General features: G+C 59.3%; 21 protein-coding genes. 7 read left to right on the forward strand and 14 right to left on the reverse strand.

Going from position 1 to position 15,768, the window contains the following annotated elements; genetic code table 11:
* Nucleotides 1-163: 163 nt before the first annotated feature.
* The 3 genes from HU765_RS08040 to HU765_RS08050 all read right to left on the reverse strand — a co-directional run bounded on the left by HU765_RS08040 (nt 164) and on the right by HU765_RS08050 (nt 2,755).
* Nucleotides 164-1,090: a LysR family transcriptional regulator gene (locus tag HU765_RS08040; protein ID WP_186619665.1), complete on the reverse strand. Its 927-nt coding sequence runs from the start codon at nt 1,088-1,090 to the stop codon at nt 164-166.
* Nucleotides 1,087-2,061, reverse strand: coding sequence for a quinone oxidoreductase (locus HU765_RS08045; protein ID WP_186619666.1), 975 nt, complete (start codon nt 2,059-2,061; stop codon nt 1,087-1,089). Before HU765_RS08045 ends, HU765_RS08040 begins: the two co-directional genes overlap by 4 nt.
* A 199-nt stretch (nt 2,062-2,260) precedes the next feature.
* On the reverse strand, nt 2,261-2,755 hold the full coding sequence (locus tag HU765_RS08050) for an anti-virulence regulator CigR family protein (RefSeq protein ID WP_186619667.1): 495 nt from the start codon (nt 2,753-2,755) through the stop codon (nt 2,261-2,263).
* A gap of 129 nt (nt 2,756-2,884) precedes the next feature.
* On the opposite strand from HU765_RS08050, the gene HU765_RS08055 reads away from it, so the two are divergent.
* Nucleotides 2,885-3,046: a DUF2986 domain-containing protein gene (locus HU765_RS08055; protein ID WP_186619668.1), complete on the forward strand. Its 162-nt coding sequence runs from the start codon at nt 2,885-2,887 to the stop codon at nt 3,044-3,046.
* Between the two features lie 294 nt (nt 3,047-3,340).
* Here the strand turns inward: HU765_RS08055 and HU765_RS08060 are convergent, their stop codons facing one another.
* From HU765_RS08060 to HU765_RS08090, 7 genes are all read right to left on the reverse strand, one after another.
* Entirely contained in the window at nt 3,341-4,153 is an 813-nt protein-coding gene (locus tag HU765_RS08060; protein ID WP_186619669.1) for a DUF3618 domain-containing protein, read from the reverse strand.
* Nucleotides 4,150-4,578 carry a phage holin family protein gene (locus tag HU765_RS08065; RefSeq protein ID WP_186546572.1) on the reverse strand — a complete coding sequence of 143 codons (429 nt, stop codon included), beginning with the start codon at nt 4,576-4,578 and terminating at the stop codon, nt 4,150-4,152. Before HU765_RS08065 ends, HU765_RS08060 begins: the two co-directional genes overlap by 4 nt.
* The gene (locus HU765_RS08070) at nt 4,578-5,225 is read right to left on the reverse strand and encodes a hypothetical protein (RefSeq protein ID WP_186546574.1); all 648 of its coding nucleotides are present in this window, start codon (nt 5,223-5,225) and stop codon (nt 4,578-4,580) included. The genes HU765_RS08065 and HU765_RS08070 overlap by 1 nt, the downstream gene beginning before the upstream one ends.
* A gap of 202 nt (nt 5,226-5,427) precedes the next feature.
* On the reverse strand, nt 5,428-6,564 hold the full coding sequence (locus HU765_RS08075; RefSeq protein WP_186619670.1) for a sensor histidine kinase: 1,137 nt from the start codon (nt 6,562-6,564) through the stop codon (nt 5,428-5,430).
* Between the two features lie 160 nt (nt 6,565-6,724).
* Nucleotides 6,725-7,027 (reverse strand): antibiotic biosynthesis monooxygenase, encoded by a 303-nt coding sequence (locus HU765_RS08080; RefSeq protein ID WP_186619671.1) that lies wholly within the window; start codon nt 7,025-7,027, stop codon nt 6,725-6,727.
* 35 nt (nt 7,028-7,062) lie between these two features.
* Entirely contained in the window at nt 7,063-8,037 is a 975-nt protein-coding gene (locus HU765_RS08085; protein WP_186619672.1) for a zinc-dependent alcohol dehydrogenase family protein, read from the reverse strand.
* Nucleotides 8,038-8,100: 63 nt separating this feature from the next.
* Nucleotides 8,101-8,403, reverse strand: coding sequence for a metalloregulator ArsR/SmtB family transcription factor (locus HU765_RS08090; protein WP_186546582.1), 303 nt, complete (start codon nt 8,401-8,403; stop codon nt 8,101-8,103).
* A gap of 254 nt (nt 8,404-8,657) precedes the next feature.
* On the opposite strand from HU765_RS08090, the gene gstA reads away from it, so the two are divergent.
* On the forward strand, nt 8,658-9,269 hold the full coding sequence (gene gstA, locus HU765_RS08095) for a glutathione transferase GstA (protein ID WP_186619673.1): 612 nt from the start codon (nt 8,658-8,660) through the stop codon (nt 9,267-9,269).
* 183 nt (nt 9,270-9,452) lie between these two features.
* Here the strand turns inward: gstA and HU765_RS08100 are convergent, their stop codons facing one another.
* Nucleotides 9,453-10,322, reverse strand: coding sequence for a LysR family transcriptional regulator (locus HU765_RS08100; protein WP_186619674.1), 870 nt, complete (start codon nt 10,320-10,322; stop codon nt 9,453-9,455).
* Between the two features lie 123 nt (nt 10,323-10,445).
* Between HU765_RS08100 and HU765_RS08105 the strand changes: the two genes are divergently transcribed.
* The 3 genes from HU765_RS08105 to HU765_RS08115 all read left to right on the forward strand — a co-directional run bounded on the left by HU765_RS08105 (nt 10,446) and on the right by HU765_RS08115 (nt 11,866).
* Nucleotides 10,446-11,213 carry a TSUP family transporter gene (locus HU765_RS08105; RefSeq protein WP_186619675.1) on the forward strand — a complete coding sequence of 256 codons (768 nt, stop codon included), beginning with the start codon at nt 10,446-10,448 and terminating at the stop codon, nt 11,211-11,213.
* 90 nt (nt 11,214-11,303) lie between these two features.
* Nucleotides 11,304-11,543 carry a hypothetical protein gene (locus tag HU765_RS08110; protein WP_186619676.1) on the forward strand — a complete coding sequence of 80 codons (240 nt, stop codon included), beginning with the start codon at nt 11,304-11,306 and terminating at the stop codon, nt 11,541-11,543.
* Nucleotides 11,544-11,617: 74 nt separating this feature from the next.
* A complete protein-coding gene (locus HU765_RS08115; protein ID WP_186546597.1) occupies nt 11,618-11,866 on the forward strand; it encodes a DUF6555 family protein in 249 nt (82 codons plus the stop codon).
* Between the two features lie 84 nt (nt 11,867-11,950).
* Here the strand turns inward: HU765_RS08115 and HU765_RS08120 are convergent, their stop codons facing one another.
* Together HU765_RS08120 and HU765_RS08125 are read right to left on the reverse strand one after the other, a co-directional pair.
* Complete coding sequence (locus tag HU765_RS08120; protein WP_186619677.1) at nt 11,951-12,331, reverse strand: nuclear transport factor 2 family protein; 381 nt, start codon at nt 12,329-12,331, stop codon at nt 11,951-11,953.
* Between the two features lie 58 nt (nt 12,332-12,389).
* Nucleotides 12,390-12,815: a VOC family protein gene (locus HU765_RS08125; protein WP_186619678.1), complete on the reverse strand. Its 426-nt coding sequence runs from the start codon at nt 12,813-12,815 to the stop codon at nt 12,390-12,392.
* Nucleotides 12,816-12,952: 137 nt separating this feature from the next.
* On the opposite strand from HU765_RS08125, the gene HU765_RS08130 reads away from it, so the two are divergent.
* Nucleotides 12,953-13,834: a LysR substrate-binding domain-containing protein gene (locus tag HU765_RS08130; protein WP_186619679.1), complete on the forward strand. Its 882-nt coding sequence runs from the start codon at nt 12,953-12,955 to the stop codon at nt 13,832-13,834.
* 88 nt (nt 13,835-13,922) lie between these two features.
* Here HU765_RS08130 and HU765_RS08135 read toward each other — a convergent pair whose 3' ends face one another.
* Nucleotides 13,923-14,372 carry a helix-turn-helix domain-containing protein gene (locus tag HU765_RS08135; RefSeq protein ID WP_186619780.1) on the reverse strand — a complete coding sequence of 150 codons (450 nt, stop codon included), beginning with the start codon at nt 14,370-14,372 and terminating at the stop codon, nt 13,923-13,925.
* A 134-nt stretch (nt 14,373-14,506) separates the two neighbouring features.
* On the opposite strand from HU765_RS08135, the gene HU765_RS08140 reads away from it, so the two are divergent.
* Entirely contained in the window at nt 14,507-15,763 is a 1,257-nt protein-coding gene (locus tag HU765_RS08140) for an MFS transporter (RefSeq protein ID WP_186619680.1), read from the forward strand.
* Nucleotides 15,764-15,768 lie beyond the last annotated feature (5 nt).

Consider the following 15,768-nt stretch of genomic DNA (forward strand, 5'->3'; position numbering starts at 1 on the left):
GGACATGACCATACTCTTGCCGCCCCCGGAATGCGTTTAAGAATTCGCAGAGGCGACAACTATCCTGACACCGGGGGCTGTCAGCCAGGACAGTGTTGGCTGATCCGGCGCTTTCGCGAGCAGGCTCGCTCCCACAGGGAATCGGGTTATCAGTTTGTCGCGATCAAACCGCCCACGGTGGCGCGGGGTCAAACTTCGCTTCGAGCCACTGTTTGAAGGCCACCACCGCCGCTGCCGGAAACCTCGCCGAGGGCCGGACCAGGTAGACGCCGCCGGCCGTATCCAGTTGCCAGTCCGGCAGCACCTGAGTCAGCGTTCCGGCGGCAAGGTCGCGGCTCATCAGCCAGTCGCCGGCGCCGAGGATACCGGCTCCGGCGCGGGCGGCGGCGAGCAGCGATTCGCTGTCGCTGGCGGTCAGGTTGCCCTTGGGCGTGAGGGTTTGCAGCTCATCGCCGCGATGCAGTCGCCATAACGGGAATGACGCCAGGCCGCTGAAGCGCAGGCAATTGTGCTGGAGCAAATCCTGCGGTGTTTGCGGTGTTCCGTGAGCATCGAGGTACGCCGGCGATGCGCACAAAATCCGTCGATGATCGCTGAGTTTTTTCGCGGTCAGGCGGTTGTCGTCCAGCTCGCCGATACGGATCGCCGCATCAAAACCCTGCTCGATGATGTCGACCAGGCCCTCGCTGTAGTCGGCAACAATCGAGACCTGCGGATAAGCCTTGAGAAACTCCGGCAACAGCGGCCCGAGCCACAACCGGCCCATCGCGGCCGGCAAGGCGAGGCGCAAGGTGCCGCGCACTTCGTTGGCGCCCTGCACCGCTTGCTGCTGCGCCTCGTTCATCAGCGCAACGGCTGCACGCAGGCGCTGTTCCAGTTGAGCACCGGCCTCGGTGATACGCACCTGGCGCGTCGAGCGCTCCACCAGGCGAACCCCCAGGCGTTTTTCCATCGCCGCCAAGCGTTTCGAAACGATCGTGGGATGACGCTGCAACAAGCGACCGGCCGCGACAAACGACCCTTGCGCGGCGACGGCCAGAAAGGCAGCGATCTCATCGCTGTGTTGATTGCTCAGAACATCAAGATTCATGGTTTTAGAATGATCGCTCCCGATGATCGCCCCGACTCCAGCTCGGCGTGCGCGGCGGCGGCATCGGCCAGTGGATAGCGCGCCCAGATCCGCGGCGTGATAATACCGGCGGCGACGGCGGCCAGCACATCTTGTGCACGCTCCTGATACTCAGCAGCGCTTGCAGTGTGCGCGGCCAGTGACGGACGCGTGAGAAACAGCGAACCCTTGGCATTGAGTGTCGCCAGTTCCACCGCTGACGGCGCACCGCTCTGCGCGCCGAACGAGACCATCAAGCCGCGGGGACGCAAGCTGTCCAGCGAGGCCTGGAAAGACACCCGGCCAATCGGGTCGTACACCACGTCGACCTTGCGCCCGTCGGTGATTCGCGCCACCTCGGCGGCCAGGGTTTCAGCTTCGAATACCAGCACCTCATCGCAGCCGATCGACCGCGCCTTGCCGACACTGGCTGGTTTCGATACCACGCCAATCACCGTGGCGCCCAAGTGTTTGGCCCACGGCACCATGATTTCCCCCAGACCACCCGCGACGCCATAGAGCAGCATCGTCGTCCCCGGCCCCACCGGATACGTCGACTTCAACAGATACTGCGCAGTAATGCCTTTGAACAGCACTGCCGCAGCCTCATCGAAGGACAGTTCATCAGGAATCTTCACCAATCGATCCGCCGGAAACAACCGCGCCGACGCATAACCGCCCAAAGGCCCGGTGGCGTAGGCAACGCGATCCCCGACGCGCACGTGGCTGACCCCCTCACCGACCGCGGCGACACGGCCCGCGCCTTCCAGGCCAAGGCCCGAAAGCAACGCCACCGGCACCGCGCCTTTGCGCTGGGTGACGTCGAGAAAGTTGACGCCCACCGCCTCTTGGTCAAGCCAGACTTCACCCTGCCCTGGCGTTTGCACGCTCACGGTGTGCAGGTGCAGGACCTCGGGGTTGCCCGTTTCGGTAAAGCGGATTGCGCTCGCCATGCTTATCTCCGTTCAGTCATTAACCGTTGAACCCAGTGTGAAAGCTCAAGCCTGGACGAACAAGCCACGCTATTTGCAGTTCATTGCTGCACCAGTTGCAGCTATAGCGACGCAGCACCGCCAGTGCAAACAATCAGAGTGAAAGGGAAAATGACTGACTGGGCGGCAGACTGAACGGCTGCCGCCGCATGCGGCAGGTTTAATCAAAAGCGCCGTTGAGCACTTCGTAGATCAACCCGGTGGCCAGCGCGACGAGGATCAGGTCCGTGCCCACCTGCTGCCATTCATAGCCGTCATAGTGCGGCAAGTGGCCGAGCAAACGCCCGTCGAGTTTTTTCGCGATACCCGGTGGCAGCGGTTTGCCGCGCGCCAGATTCTTTTGAATGCCCGGTGGCAAGGGCTTTCCGGGATTCCAGTATTCGCCGCGATAGCCGCCGATGACGCCGAGGATGTTGCCACGATCGACACTCGGTCCGCCGCCGTGGTTACCGGAGGATTTTTGCCCTTTGTTGCCCGACCCTTGATTGCCGTGGTCCTGCATGTTCTGCGGCTTGCCCTTGCCGTTACCCTGGCCGCCCTGATTGCCCTGCCCGCCCTGGCCTTTTCCGTTACCAGGGTCCGCCAGCGCCGTGACACTGCCTACTACCAGCGCAAGGCAGGACAGCGCTGTAACCAGTCTGCGAGCTTTTTTCATGTGCGGTTCCTTCAGTTCGGGGGTGCTTTAAAGCATAGGCGTTTGTGTTCGGCCTGGTGCTTTTTTTCTTGCTGGGCACATCGGCTTGCGTCAGGATTCGCCCCCTTCCCCACCCCGGTTGAAACGGCCATGAATCGTCAGAAAAAGCTGCAGCAGTTGTTCAAGGAAAAAGCCAAAAAGGCCAACGCCAAACTCGCGCCGAAAAAGCCCAAGTACATTTCCAAGGCGGATCGCTTGAAACTGGAAGCCGAAGCCGCCGTGCAAGCGACTGCCAACAATACGGATAGCTGAGCGAGCGCGCTGCGTCATCAGGCTGTCTGCCGTGACGTCAGCCCCTCAAAAATCGCTGTGGAGTGAGCTTGCTCGCGAAGGGGCCGGGCCAAGGTTTATCCAAGTTGAACACTGCCTTCGCGAGCAGGCTCGCTCCCACAGGGCTTAGCGTTGGGCACTCAATTTGCGGACCGCCACAAAATACTGTGGGAGTGGGCTTGCTCACGAAGGGGCCATGTCAGGTATACCCAGGTCGAATGACACACCACTTTCGCGAGCAAGCCCATCTCTACAGCCTCGCCTTTTTCACTCAGTTCAGGAGGTGCCCAAGCCTTCGGACAGGTCCGAAGATGAGTTTTTCGGCGGTTCCGCTTGTGTTGCCGGCTCCTTGTGTTCAGTGGTTCGCGTCACCGTATCGCGCACCGCGTCGTAACCCTCCTGGGCTTTCTGTTTTGCTTTGTCGACCATCCCGGCGCTGGCCCGGCCCATGTAGCGCTGTTCGGTCGACGTCGTCGGCAAGGCCGCGCCGAGCAAGGCACCCAAGGCGACACCCGCGGCAGCGACCATTAGCGGTTGCTCCTTGAGCATTTGATTGAACTGTTGCCCCAAGGCCTGGGAACTGTGCGAAAGCCGATCACTGGCACCATGCATCGCATGGCTGAGATGTTCCTTGGCAGCGCCGACGTTTTCCCCCAGGTGCCCGGCTTTGCCTCTGAACGACTGGTAGCCCTGCTTCAGAGAATCGCCGGTGTGATGCAAGTGCTCGCGGGCGCTGTCGATACCGTCCGCCAGACCATCTGCCCACTCGCCGGCCTGGTCCTGATCCGGCCCGGTGCGGTACGTCGGTTGCGGCACCGGCGGACGATTCTGGCTCATCATCAGCCAGAGCAGGCCCACCGACGTCAGCACCGCAGGCACTGGATTGTTGCGCACGCTCGTGCCCAGGTTGGTGAAGAACATCGAACCGTTGTTCTGCATCATGCCCCACGCCTGATCGATCATCTGGCCGGGGGTGAATTTGCTTTCCAGTTGATCGACGATGTTGCCGATGCTCGCGCGTTGCGCATCGATTTCCCGCTCGATCTGCTCAGGGCGCTTTTGCGCTTCGGTATCCAGTTCGCTTTTCATGAGGCTTTCCTCCGCAACGCTTCTTGATCTTTGTTCAACGCATCCAGGGTGCGATCAGGTTTGAAATGGGACGGCTCGAATTGTTTTTTCCCCGACTGCAACATGGCGAAGCCGATGATCATCACCACCACGCCGACGATCAGCGCGGCCAGCCAGGGCGCCATGAACAGGCTCAAGCCATAGACCGCCGCCAACAGCAGGATGATGAAACCGGCCAGAAAAACGATCGCGCCACCGGCGACCGCGGCCATCCCGGCCTTGAGGGTGGTGAGGCTGGCCTGCAGTTCGGCTTTGGCCAGCGCGAGTTCCTTGGTGAACAATGCCGGCACTTCCCGGGACAGTTGCCGTAACAGGCCTACCACCGATGCATCGTCCGGTTGGCCAGTGGAGCGTGCTCCGGTCAGATCGGATTCGTCTCTGTTCATCACAGTTCTCCTTTGCGGTCGGTTGCAGGCGCCACGAAAGCGCCCGCGGCGTCAGACGGATGATCGTGTTCGTTGGGAGAGGTCGGCGTGATGCCGGTGGCGAGTCCCGGGCCGGGATCGGTCGCAGACGCCATCGAGGACTCATAAGGTCGCTGGGCGCCAAAGCCGCCGGCCGGTGGCGTCGAGGTGCCGGCCGCTGGATCTTGCTCGGCACTGACCGTGGCCGCCGCCGCGGTGCCCGCCTTGAGAAACCGCGACAGACCGAAACCGATGGCGACGCTGCCGGCAATGAACAGCGCGGGATTGCTGCGGGCCAGACTGGCCGCATCGTGCAACAGCTGCTCGGCACTCTTGCCGCGCAGGTTATCGGCCAGCCCGGTCATCGACTCGGCCATGTCGTTGAGGTAATCGGACATGCCCAGCGTGTCGCTGTCCGGCAGCTCGGAGACGAAACTTTTCGCACCCTGCGCCAGCGCTTCGATTTGCTCGGCGGCGGTGTCGCGATACTGACCGAATTGCGCATCGGCCTGCTGCCGCGCCCCGCCCAGCGCTTCGCTGACGTCATCCTTCAAATGCTGAAAACCCTGCTCAGGCTGGCCCTTCGGATCGCCTGATTCAAACCCTGACCTGCTGTCTGAAGTATTCATGTGGTCCCTCGCCTTCTCATTGAAAACGGGACTACACGGCAACGTTGCCCTGAGCCCCCACATAAAAAGGGACGAGGCTGGGTGCTGGAGAGTTCAAAGAGGTTGATGAGCGAGCAACGTCAGCAAAAGCTCGGCGACGAACGGTTTCGACTTGATCGCCGGTCACCGACACACCCTGACGTGCGCCGGCGCCGCGCATCGGCTAGGACTCGGCAAGAGCGATCGGCAGCCGCACGAGAAAAATCGTCCCGCCCGCCAGGTCAGAGCTGACATCAATCGAGCCGGCGTGTGAGGCGACAATTTCCGACGCGATGAACAGGCCCAGCCCCAGTCCCTCGACCGGCCCGTGATCAATCGCCGAACGCTGCGAAAACCGCCCCATCGGATTGAAAATAAACGGCAGGACGTCCTCGGGTATCGGCTCACCGCCGTTGTGCACCTTGAACACCGCGCAGTGCTCGGACAGGTCCAGCTCGACGGTGACCGGGATTCGATTGTCGCCATGCGTCACCGCATTGCTGACGATGTTGGAAAACACCTGTTCCATCCTGGCGCCATCAAACTCGCCCGCCACCGCAGCCCTCGCTTCAAACACCACGTTGGCTTGAGGATGAAAGGCGCGGATTTCCTCGACAACGCGCTCGCACAGCGGCGTGAGATCGATCCGTGTCTTTTTCACCGGAATGCCAGGGCCCATCTGGCAGCGCGTCAAGTCCAGCAGATCGCCGACGATCTGGCTCGCTCGCTGCACGCTGGAATATATCTGGTTGGCAACCTTGCTCGACCGGGCGTCGCCGGTCTTGGAACGCCTCAGCAGATCGGCACCCAACAGGATCGCGCCCAGCGGTGTGCGCAGGTCATGCCCCAGGATGCCCAAAAACACGTTGCGGGAGGCTTCAACCGCTCGGGAATAACTGGCAATCGACTCCGCCAGCGCCTGATCGATGGCTTCATGGAAGCGAGTCATGTCGTCGATATCGATCGACTTGCCTTGCTTGACTTGACTCATCCACTGATTCAGCACACTGGTGCGCAAGGCGCGGTATTCCGAGACCATCTGATCGATGGTGAAACCGGCCATCAGGCGCGTCACCGCATGGGTCTCGGCGGCGGTCTCGCGTTCGTCTCGCGGTGCCAGCCCCTGGGCTTTGGCCACTTGTTCGCGCACCGTTTGCCGGGTCCGCAGATCCAGGGCAATGGCCTGCAACATCTGCTCGGCATGGTCGCGTAACGCCGCACTGTCGAGCTCCGCCCCCGGCGTCTCGATGGTTCTGGCGAAGTCTTCCCAGGCCTGCAGAATCGGCTCAAGGTTCTCAAGAATGAAATCTGGCAGGCGCATGTCGGGTGATCCTGAAGGGGGCTGTGTAGACGCCAGCAGGGCCGGCGCCTCGCAGCCTACCACCAAAGCACCCGTCACAAGCGGCCGGCGACTCAACTGCTCAAGCCACGGCCTGCCCGATCCAACGCCGTATGCTTATCGGTTGCAGGGTTGATCAGGCTCAAAAGCCAGGAAAAGCACCACCCTCAACGTGGTAGACGTTCGGCTCCGCTGAAAAATAGGCCTCCAGTCCCTGCATGAACCGCTGATGGTCGTCACTCTGCTCGAACCCCGGCGAGTGGTCCTTCAGTGATCGCCATCGCACGATCAGGTTGAATTGTTCGGGGCTTTCGATGCCTTGCGCCAGTAAGTGGCCGTCATATCCCTCGGCGCGGGTGAGCAACGACTCGACCTGGCTAAATGCGCGTTTGAAGGCTTCGGTGCGTTCCAGGTGAACGGGCAGCACAGCGATCTCATAAACCATGACGTTTCTCCAAATGACGTGAATGCAGAGCGCATTCAAGCGATGAGCGAAGGCTCGACGGCAATGGCGATTTTGCCCAGCAAACCGTTGTTGGGGCTCTCCAGGCGGGCGTGGGCGAGTGGGATGTCGGCCAGCGAATAGACGGCGCCTACGTGGGGCCGAAGCTGGCCGCGATCGACCAGTGCACTCAATTCATCGAGCTTGCCGCGGTTCTGGCGAGTGAACACGAAGTGATAGCTGGCATTCTTGCCCCAGGCTTGAACGAGGTTTTGTGGCTGCGTGATGTCTACGATGGAAACGATGCGGCCCAACTGAGCGAGCGCGTCGGGGCTGCGCGTCAGGGTATCGCCGCCGATGGTGTCGAATACCACATCAACGCCATGGCCCGCGGTCTCACGCATGATTGCTTCGACGTAATCCTCTTGGGTGTAGTCGATAACCACGTCGGCACCCATGCTTCGCGCGAAGTCGGCGTTGGCCTCACGCACGGTCGTGAACACTCTGGCGCCAATGGCTTTCGCCAATTGGATCGCCACATGACCGACACCGCCCGCACCGCCGTGGATCAGAATGCTTTCGCCTACTCGCAGCACCGCGCGCACGGTCAAAGCCTCCCAGACTGTGCCACCCACCAGGCTCAGACTCGCCGCCTCAAGGTGGCTCAGTGAGGCAGGCTTGCGAGCGATGATGCTTTCAGCCGCCACGTGGTATTGGGCATAACTGCCCTGCCCGTCGAATATCTGCGGGGTGTACCAGACCTCATCGCCCGGCGTGAAAGCTGTGACACCCGGCCCGACAGCTTCGACAACGCCGGAGACATCGTGGCCGGTGATGGCAGGCAGTGGCACCAGCTCGGGATAGTCACCACGCCGCACTTGATAATCCAGCGGATTAATGGAGGTGGCGTGCACCCGGACGAGGACTTGCCCCGCTTGCGGCACTGGCTTGGGCACGTCGCTGAGTTCAAAAGATTCAGGACCGCCGAATGCTTTGAGAATCATCGCTTTCATGGCAAAACCTCGTATCGATAAAAAGGGATATCGAGATATTCCGATATCCTGTAGTAAAAAAATCTACAGCTCTTTCCCTATGATCTCTGCAAGCGCGCTGATGGCTGCCTCATTGCGTTTGTAGTAGGTCCATTGACCGATGCGCCGCACTTCAACCAGCCCTACGCGTTGCAACGTGGCGAGATAACTCGACACCGTAGACTGTGACAGGCCGATCCCTTCCTGAATGCTGCTGACGCAGACGCCCTCGATGAAAACATCGCCCTCGTCCTGCGGGGGAAAATTTTTCACGGGATCCTTCAAGCCTTCGAGAATCTTCAGGCGTGTCGGGTTCGAGAGGGCTTTGAATATTTCGATCAGTTCCATGCGCCGAGGATATCGAGATTCTTAGATATGTCAATACACCACGTTTCAGAATCCGGACCGCGACCGACACTGATTTATCGATGCGCCAGCAAGGGCCCTCAATGGGTTATAAAGAAACGACCGCCATGGATAGACTTTCATTGTCTGCAATCGATACGCCCATCCACAGGGGTTCGAGGAACAAATTCACAGACGTTTCAGGCCAGGAATGGCCCCACGTTCGGGTACGCGTTGCCCACTAAAAGGAGATGCACATGAAGCTGTACTTCGCCCCCATGACCTGCTCGCTGTCGCCGCACATCGTGCTGCGCGAACTCGGTCTGCCTTTCGAATTGATCCGGGTCAACAACAAGACCAAAGCCACGGCAGACAACCGGGACTTTCGCGACATCAACCCCAAGGGCTACGTCGCCGCACTGGTGCTGGACAACGGCCAGGTACTGACCGAAGGGCCGGCCATCGTTCAATACCTCGCCGATCAGGTACCGGGCAACTCACTGGCCCCGGCAAACGGCACCTGGGAACGTGCGCGGCTGCAGGAATTGCTCAACTTCATCACCTCGGAAATCCACGGTGGCAGCGCACCGCTATTTAATCCGGACATCCCTGAGCCGGTAAAAGAGATCTTCCGTCAGAAACTGTTCAAGCGCCTGGATTACCTGAACGACGGTCTGGTGCACCAAGACTATCTGCTGGGCACCTTCGGCCTGGCCGACGCTTACCTGTTCACTGTCCTGAAGTGGTTGCCGTTCTTCAACATCGATATCAAGAACTGGCCAGCGCTGGACGCGTTCATGGCGCGCGTAGAAGCGCGTCCAAGCGTGCAGGCCGCGATTGCCGCTGAGGAGGCGACGCAGCCGGTTTGATTACGGATGACAGAAGCGGGCCGAGACCGGCTTCTGCCTCACTTCAACATTTAACGACCCAGTGGTGGCAAGGTTTTGTGTCTTGGCGGGAGTGACCGCGCCCCGCCGTCACTTTTGATGATCAGCCCCGCGCCGTAACCTTAAGAGAAGATCTTCATACGGCGCAGCGGATGCCAATCCACCTCACAAAGGCTTGAACTCTTCTCTCAATAACTCGGCAAACTTGTCTTTCGCGCGATGAAACTCGACGGTCCTGTTCCAGATGAAATAATTTTGCACCGGCAGTAAATCCTCAAAAGCATATCCTTTGATGGTGCCGACCCGGTTGAATTGCTCAAATATGCCACTCGGCACCAGCGAGACACCCGCCCCAGAACTCACGCAACCCAGAATCGTGCCGTAACTGGCGATGCTTGTTATGCGACAGGTCACTTTATGAAGTTCCAGCCAGTTCACTAACGCCTGCCTGTAGGGGCATCCTTCGGGCCACATGAAGACGTCGGCATCATGCAAATCCTGTGGTTGACAAATAGGGCCCGCAGAAGCAGAGGCCATCAGCACCAGCTCTTCCTTGTAAATCTCGATACTTTCAACGTTCGACTGTTCAGGTCTAACCGCAACAATGGCCCCGTCCAACTTATGACTGACGACATCATTGGATAACTGCGTCCAGCCCCCTGTAGTGAATTGCATCTGCACTGAGGGATAGCGTTGATGGTACCTGGATAACACTTTGGGCAATCTGCCTGTGGCTGCCGACTCGATCGCGCCGATGGTCAAGGTGCCTGATGGCGCCGCCGAGGGATCAAGTGCTCTGCGTGATTCTTCGCATAAAGACAGGATTTTGTTGGCGTAATCTAGAAATAGCCTTCCGCAAGGGCTGATCACCAACCCTCTGCCTTTCCTGATGAACAAACCTACTCCCAACTCACACTCCAGGAGTTTGATTCGGTTGGTGATGTTCGACGGCACACAGTGCAACTGTTCAGAAGCGCGAACGATGCTCCCTTGTTCGGCCACCGTCTTGAACATCAGCAGCTGTGACAACTCCATGGCATTGCTCACTAAAAGTGAATGATTCGCGCAGAATAAGTTACTTGTTACAAGCCATCAACGCCGTTAGTTTTCATCCCACCCCGACCTTCTCCCAGAAATCAAACCGCAAGGACCCGTTACGTGGATATTGAACACGCTGTCTTTGCACTGGGCTTTTTCGCATTTTGCGGCGGGTTGATAGATGCGGCGGTCGGCGGCGGCGGTCTGGTACAAGTGCCAGCGCTTCTCCACGCCCTGCCCCAGCACAGCCTCGCCGCTGTTTTCGGAACCAATAAACTCGCGGTTCTGGCGGGCAACCTTTCCTCCATATCCGGTTATCTGAAGCGAATAAAAATTCATTGGAAGCTAATACTTCCTACCCTGCTCGCTGCGTTTGTATTTTCGTTTTTGGGCGCCCTCTCAGTTTCCGTTGTCCCGAAGAGACTGATGGAGGTCGTAGTGTTCTTCGTACTGATAGCCATGGCCATCTATACCTTTATGGAGAAAAACCTGGGGCTGGCCGGACGAGACAGACACTTCGGGACGACAGATATTGCCCTGGGGGTGTTCTTTGGTGGCGTCATCGGTTTTTACGACGGTGTATTCGGTCCGGGCAGTGGTAGCCTGCTGCTGTTCACTTTCGTTAAGGTCTTTGGCTTTGATTTCTTGAATGCGTCTGCCTCGGCCAAGTTGGTCAATCTGGGGACGTTCAGCGCTGCGCTTTTGTTCTTTATTCCCACAGGTAATGTTTTGTGGGCGATTGGCGGTGTGGTTGCGTTGTGCAACATGGCCGGTTCGCTGACGGGAGTTTTTTTGGCATTACGTTATGGCAGTGGCTTTATCAGAATTTTTTTCCTGATCCTGCTGGTGTTTCTCATAGGCAGAATGGGGATGAATATTTTTTTCTAGAGAACAAGCCTGAAACGCCTGAGCAGTGACCGGCCACCGGTTGCTGTGTAAGACTCATGCACTGACAAAATCTGTGCAGAGGGCAGAACGTTGGCGTATCTGGATTGGGTGCAATGGCCGGCGATGCTGGTCACCGTACTGGCCGCCTGGCTGATCGGTTCGCAGCAACCGCAACGGCGCATGAGCGGCTTCGTGTGTTTCAGTTTGAGCAATCTGCTGTGGGTGATCTGGGGGGCGTATTCCGGCGCCTATGCGTTGATCGTTTTGCAGATTTGCCTGTTCCTGATGAACCTTCGCGGCTTCAGAAAAAATCAGCGTTTGCGGCACTGATCGGCCCTGGCGCAAAAGCTTTGAATTTTTTTTGTCGGACAAACTCCTTTGCGTATGAGCGTAAGGAGGAACTCATGCGTAACACTGATCTTTTCGTCATCGAGTACAAACTGCACGACCAGCCCAAATCATTCGTTATCCGCGCCAAGAGCATGCGCAACGCCGATGCCTGGCATTGGGCAAGCTGCGATGCGGGGATTGCGCCGATTCCGAAGCCGGGTAAACCGCCGTTGAAAGTGGTCTCGAAACCCCAGGCCGAGCGCTACGGCATCACGGGCGTGAAGTGGCGCGAGACGGCGGCGCTTGAGTGGACGGATGCTTAGTCAGGGATGGGGCATTGCGCAGATTGTTCCCACGCGAGCGCGCGGGAACAATCAAGCCGTATGGCGGCGGGTCACTGCTTCAACTCAGGCCGCCGAGTGGGTGTGATAAATCTTGCTGACAATGGTCCATCGGCCAGCCACTTTCAGCAGGTGGAAGAAGTCGGTGAAGCAAAACCCGGACACGTCGTCGGTATCGACCCGGGCACTGGCGGCGGTACCGACGATGTCGATACGCCCGATCACCGCGCGGGCTTCGGGGGATGGGCGGAAGTCTTTGTCGATCACGCCAAACAGATTATCAATCGCGCCACCCGCCAGCGCGTCGCCGTTAACGCCAAACATCGTGGCCTGCTCGTGGAAAGCAGGTTTCATCAACGCGCTGTTCGCCTGCGTACAACCTTTGATGTAGTGATTGAGCACGCCAACGATGGCGCTGTATTCCTGAACGTAAGTAGGTGAAGTCATGAGTTTTCCTGAATGGAGCAAATGACCCGCCGCAGATCGGCGGGCATGGGGGATTGGGTTATTTGGCAAACAGCTGGCTCATGTCCTTGAACGCTTTGAACTCCAGCGCATTGCCACAGGGGTCCAAGAGAAACATCGTGGCTTGTTCGCCCACCTGCCCTTTGAATCGAATGTAAGGTTCGATCACAAACGGCGTAGCGAAGGACTTCAAACGCTCGGCCAGTGCTTCCCATTGTTCCCATTGCAGAACGATCCCGAAGTGCGGGACCGGGACGTCGTGGCCGTCGACGGGGTTGCTGTGAACACTTTCTTGAGCTGCCGTCTGCGGCTGTTGGTGAATCACCAACTGGTGGCCATAAAAGTTGAAGTCGACCCATTGCGCGCTGGATCGACCCTCTTCCAGACCGAACACTTCGCCGTAGAAGCGACGGCAGGCCGCGAGGTCGTAAACCGGGATAGCGAGGTGGAAAGGCGAAAGGCTCATCAGCGACTCCATGGCGTTGTCTTCAAGAAAACGGCTGCGGCGCAAGGCTGCTGGCCGGGGACAGAAGACATCCTAGGCGGAATCACCGAACAGAAAAATCAATATATATTTCTTAGAAACACAACTAATCTTTGTGAATGATCAAAGAACTGAAAACCCTTATCGCCGTGGCCCGGGAAGGCACTTTCGCTGCTGCGGGACATAAAATCGGCCTGACTCAGGCCGCTGTCAGCGCACAGATTCAGCGCCTGGAAGCGGAGCTGGGATTTGAAATATTCGACCGCAAGGGCCGCACGGCACACCTGAACAAAATGGGTCAGCAGGTCCTGATGCAAGCGCACGACCTACTGCGCCTTTACGACAATCTGGGCTCAACCACCACAGGAACCCCGGCGAACGTTCGAGTGACCCTTGGCGCCATCGCCTCGGTACAACGTTCCTATCTGCCGGATGCCCTGGCCAGATTCCATCAGCAATGCCCGCACTGCAGGACGCGGGTGGTTCCCGGTTTGTCGATGGAAATGGTCAACCTGGTGGACGCTGGCGAGATCGATATGGCGGTGATCATCCGACCGCCCTTCTCGCTGCAAAGTGATCTGCGCTGGACGACCCTGGCGCTTGAGCCTTATCGGCTGATCGTGCCGCGCGACGTGCAAGGCGACGACTGGGCGGGATTATTGTCAAGCCAGCCGTTCATCCGCTATGACCGCTCTTCGTTCGGCGGTCGACAAGTCGATCGGTTTCTGCGGCAGATGCATTTCACCCCGCGCGAGGTGTGCGAGCTGGACGAACTGGAAGCCATCATCAAACTGGTCGAAAAAAGCGTCGGCGTGGCGCTGGTGCCGCAAACCGCGCGCGAACCGCAATGGCCGGCCGGAGTGCGGGCAGTCGACCTCGGCGATCACACCTTTCACCGCGACATCGGTCTGGTGCACCGCTCACGACAGTCCTTGTCCGAGCCGGTACGAATGCTTGCGGACTTGATCAGTGCTGAGGTGAAAAGCGCTTTCAATGGCTGACGCCGAGCTGACAACGGCGCAGCCGGATGTGGGTCAGCGGCTGTGATCGTCTTGCCTGGCATCGCGCGCCTGCCAATGACTGATCGCCCTACCGCGTAACAACCCGGCGGTGACAATCCGCCGGACTCAACAGCTCGCCACCACGCGAGCGCACAGCGAGGGTTTCGACGGGTTCGGAGCGTTCGTTGTCGAGCAATATCGAGCACTGTTCGCCGCTGTCAAACAGATAGCGCTCGCCCCACTGGCGCAGGCTGACAATGATGGGAAACAGCGCGCGGCCCCGTCCGGTCAGGGCGTATTCCTTGTAGGCACTGCCGTCGGACGCTGGCTGAATCTCAAACACTCCCAACTCGACGAGCATTTTCAGTTTGACCGTGAGGATGTTCCTGGCGAGGCCAAGACGCTTCTGGAACTCACTGAAGCGGCGCACGTCGTCGAACGCATCACGAATGATCATCAACGCCCAACGATCGCCGATGGCCTCCAGTGCGCGGGCCACCGGGCATTCGCTTTGGGCCAGTAGTTTCTGCTTGGCCATGTCGCTCCAGGCGCAGATCAATGAAAAGAACGCCGAAGGATCGGCGGGAAAATCCGGTTGCATTTAACAACCTGAGCGGATAAAAATCAACGCATCGGTTTCTTTTCAAAACCAACATAGCCAAGGATGGAACGATGCCTTATCCGCCTCATCACCCGGTAAAACAGGACGCCGATGCTGAACAGGCGAGCGCTGGCTATTCGCGCGCTCCTCAGGGTTCAGCCGCGTCGGCCTTGAGCCGTTATCAGACTTTCCTCTTCGCTATTACCTGTGCCATGGCGGTGGCCAACGTCTATTTCGCCCAGCCGCTGCTGGAGTCGATGGCCGCCAGCCTCGGGGTTTCGTCCGGCACGATTGGTGTGGTCGTCACCGCGACCCAGGCCGGCTATGCGCTGGGCTTGCTGCTGATTGTTCCGCTGGGGGATTTGCTCAATCGCAAAAAACTCATCCTCAGCCAGTTGTTACTGTCGGCTGCGGCGTTGTGCGCTGTGGCCATGGCGCAGGATTGGGTCACGCTGCTCGGCGCGATGGCACTGGTGGGGCTGATGGCGGTTCTGGTGCAAGTGGTAGTCGCCTATGCCGCGGCGCTGGCGAGTCCCGAGCAGCGCGGCGCAACCGTGGGCACGGTGACCAGTGGCGTGGTGCTGGGCATCCTTCTGGCGCGTTTCGTGTCGGGCGTTGTGGCGGATCTGGCGGGGTGGCGCGGTGTTTACTTTGTCTCGGCGGCCTTGATGGTCGGCATGGCGCTGGTGCTATGGCGCACCCTGCCCGCCTCCGCCAGACCGCCCGCCCACGGCAGTTACTGGCAGTTGCTGCGATCGGTGCTGCCGTTGTTTCTGAGTGAGCGCGTCTTGCGGGTCCGAGGTATTTTCGCGCTGCTGATTTTTGCCGCTTTCAGCGTGTTGTGGACCTCGATGGTGTTGCCGCTCAGTGCGCCGCCGTTGTCACTGTCGCACACCCAGATCGGCCTGTTCGGACTCGCCGGCGTCGCGGGTGCGCTGGCTGCCGCACGGGCCGGACGTCTGGCTGATCGTGGACAGGGCAATCGCACCACGGGCATGGCGCTGACACTGTTGACGCTGTCCTGGTTGCCCATCGCCTGGGTCGAGCATTCGTTGCTGGCGATGGTCATCGGCGTGATCCTGCTCGATTTTGCTGTGCAAGCGGTGCATGTCACCAATCAGAGCCTGATCTTTGCCGCCCGGCCGGATGCGCAAAGCCGTCTCGTCGGCGCCTACATGTGCTTTTATTCGGTGGGCAGTGGCCTCGGAGCCGTCGCGGCGACGTACACCTACGCACATTTCGGCTGGGCAGCCGTCTGCGTGCTGGGTGCGGCCATCAGCGCCGTCGCCCTGTTGTATTGGCTGATGCAGGCGCTGACGGACGACTGACACGG

Origin of the sequence: Pseudomonas sp. SWRI81 (assembly GCF_014268545.1) — a bacterium.
Taxonomy (GTDB): domain Bacteria; phylum Pseudomonadota; class Gammaproteobacteria; order Pseudomonadales; family Pseudomonadaceae; genus Aquipseudomonas; species Aquipseudomonas hamedanensis.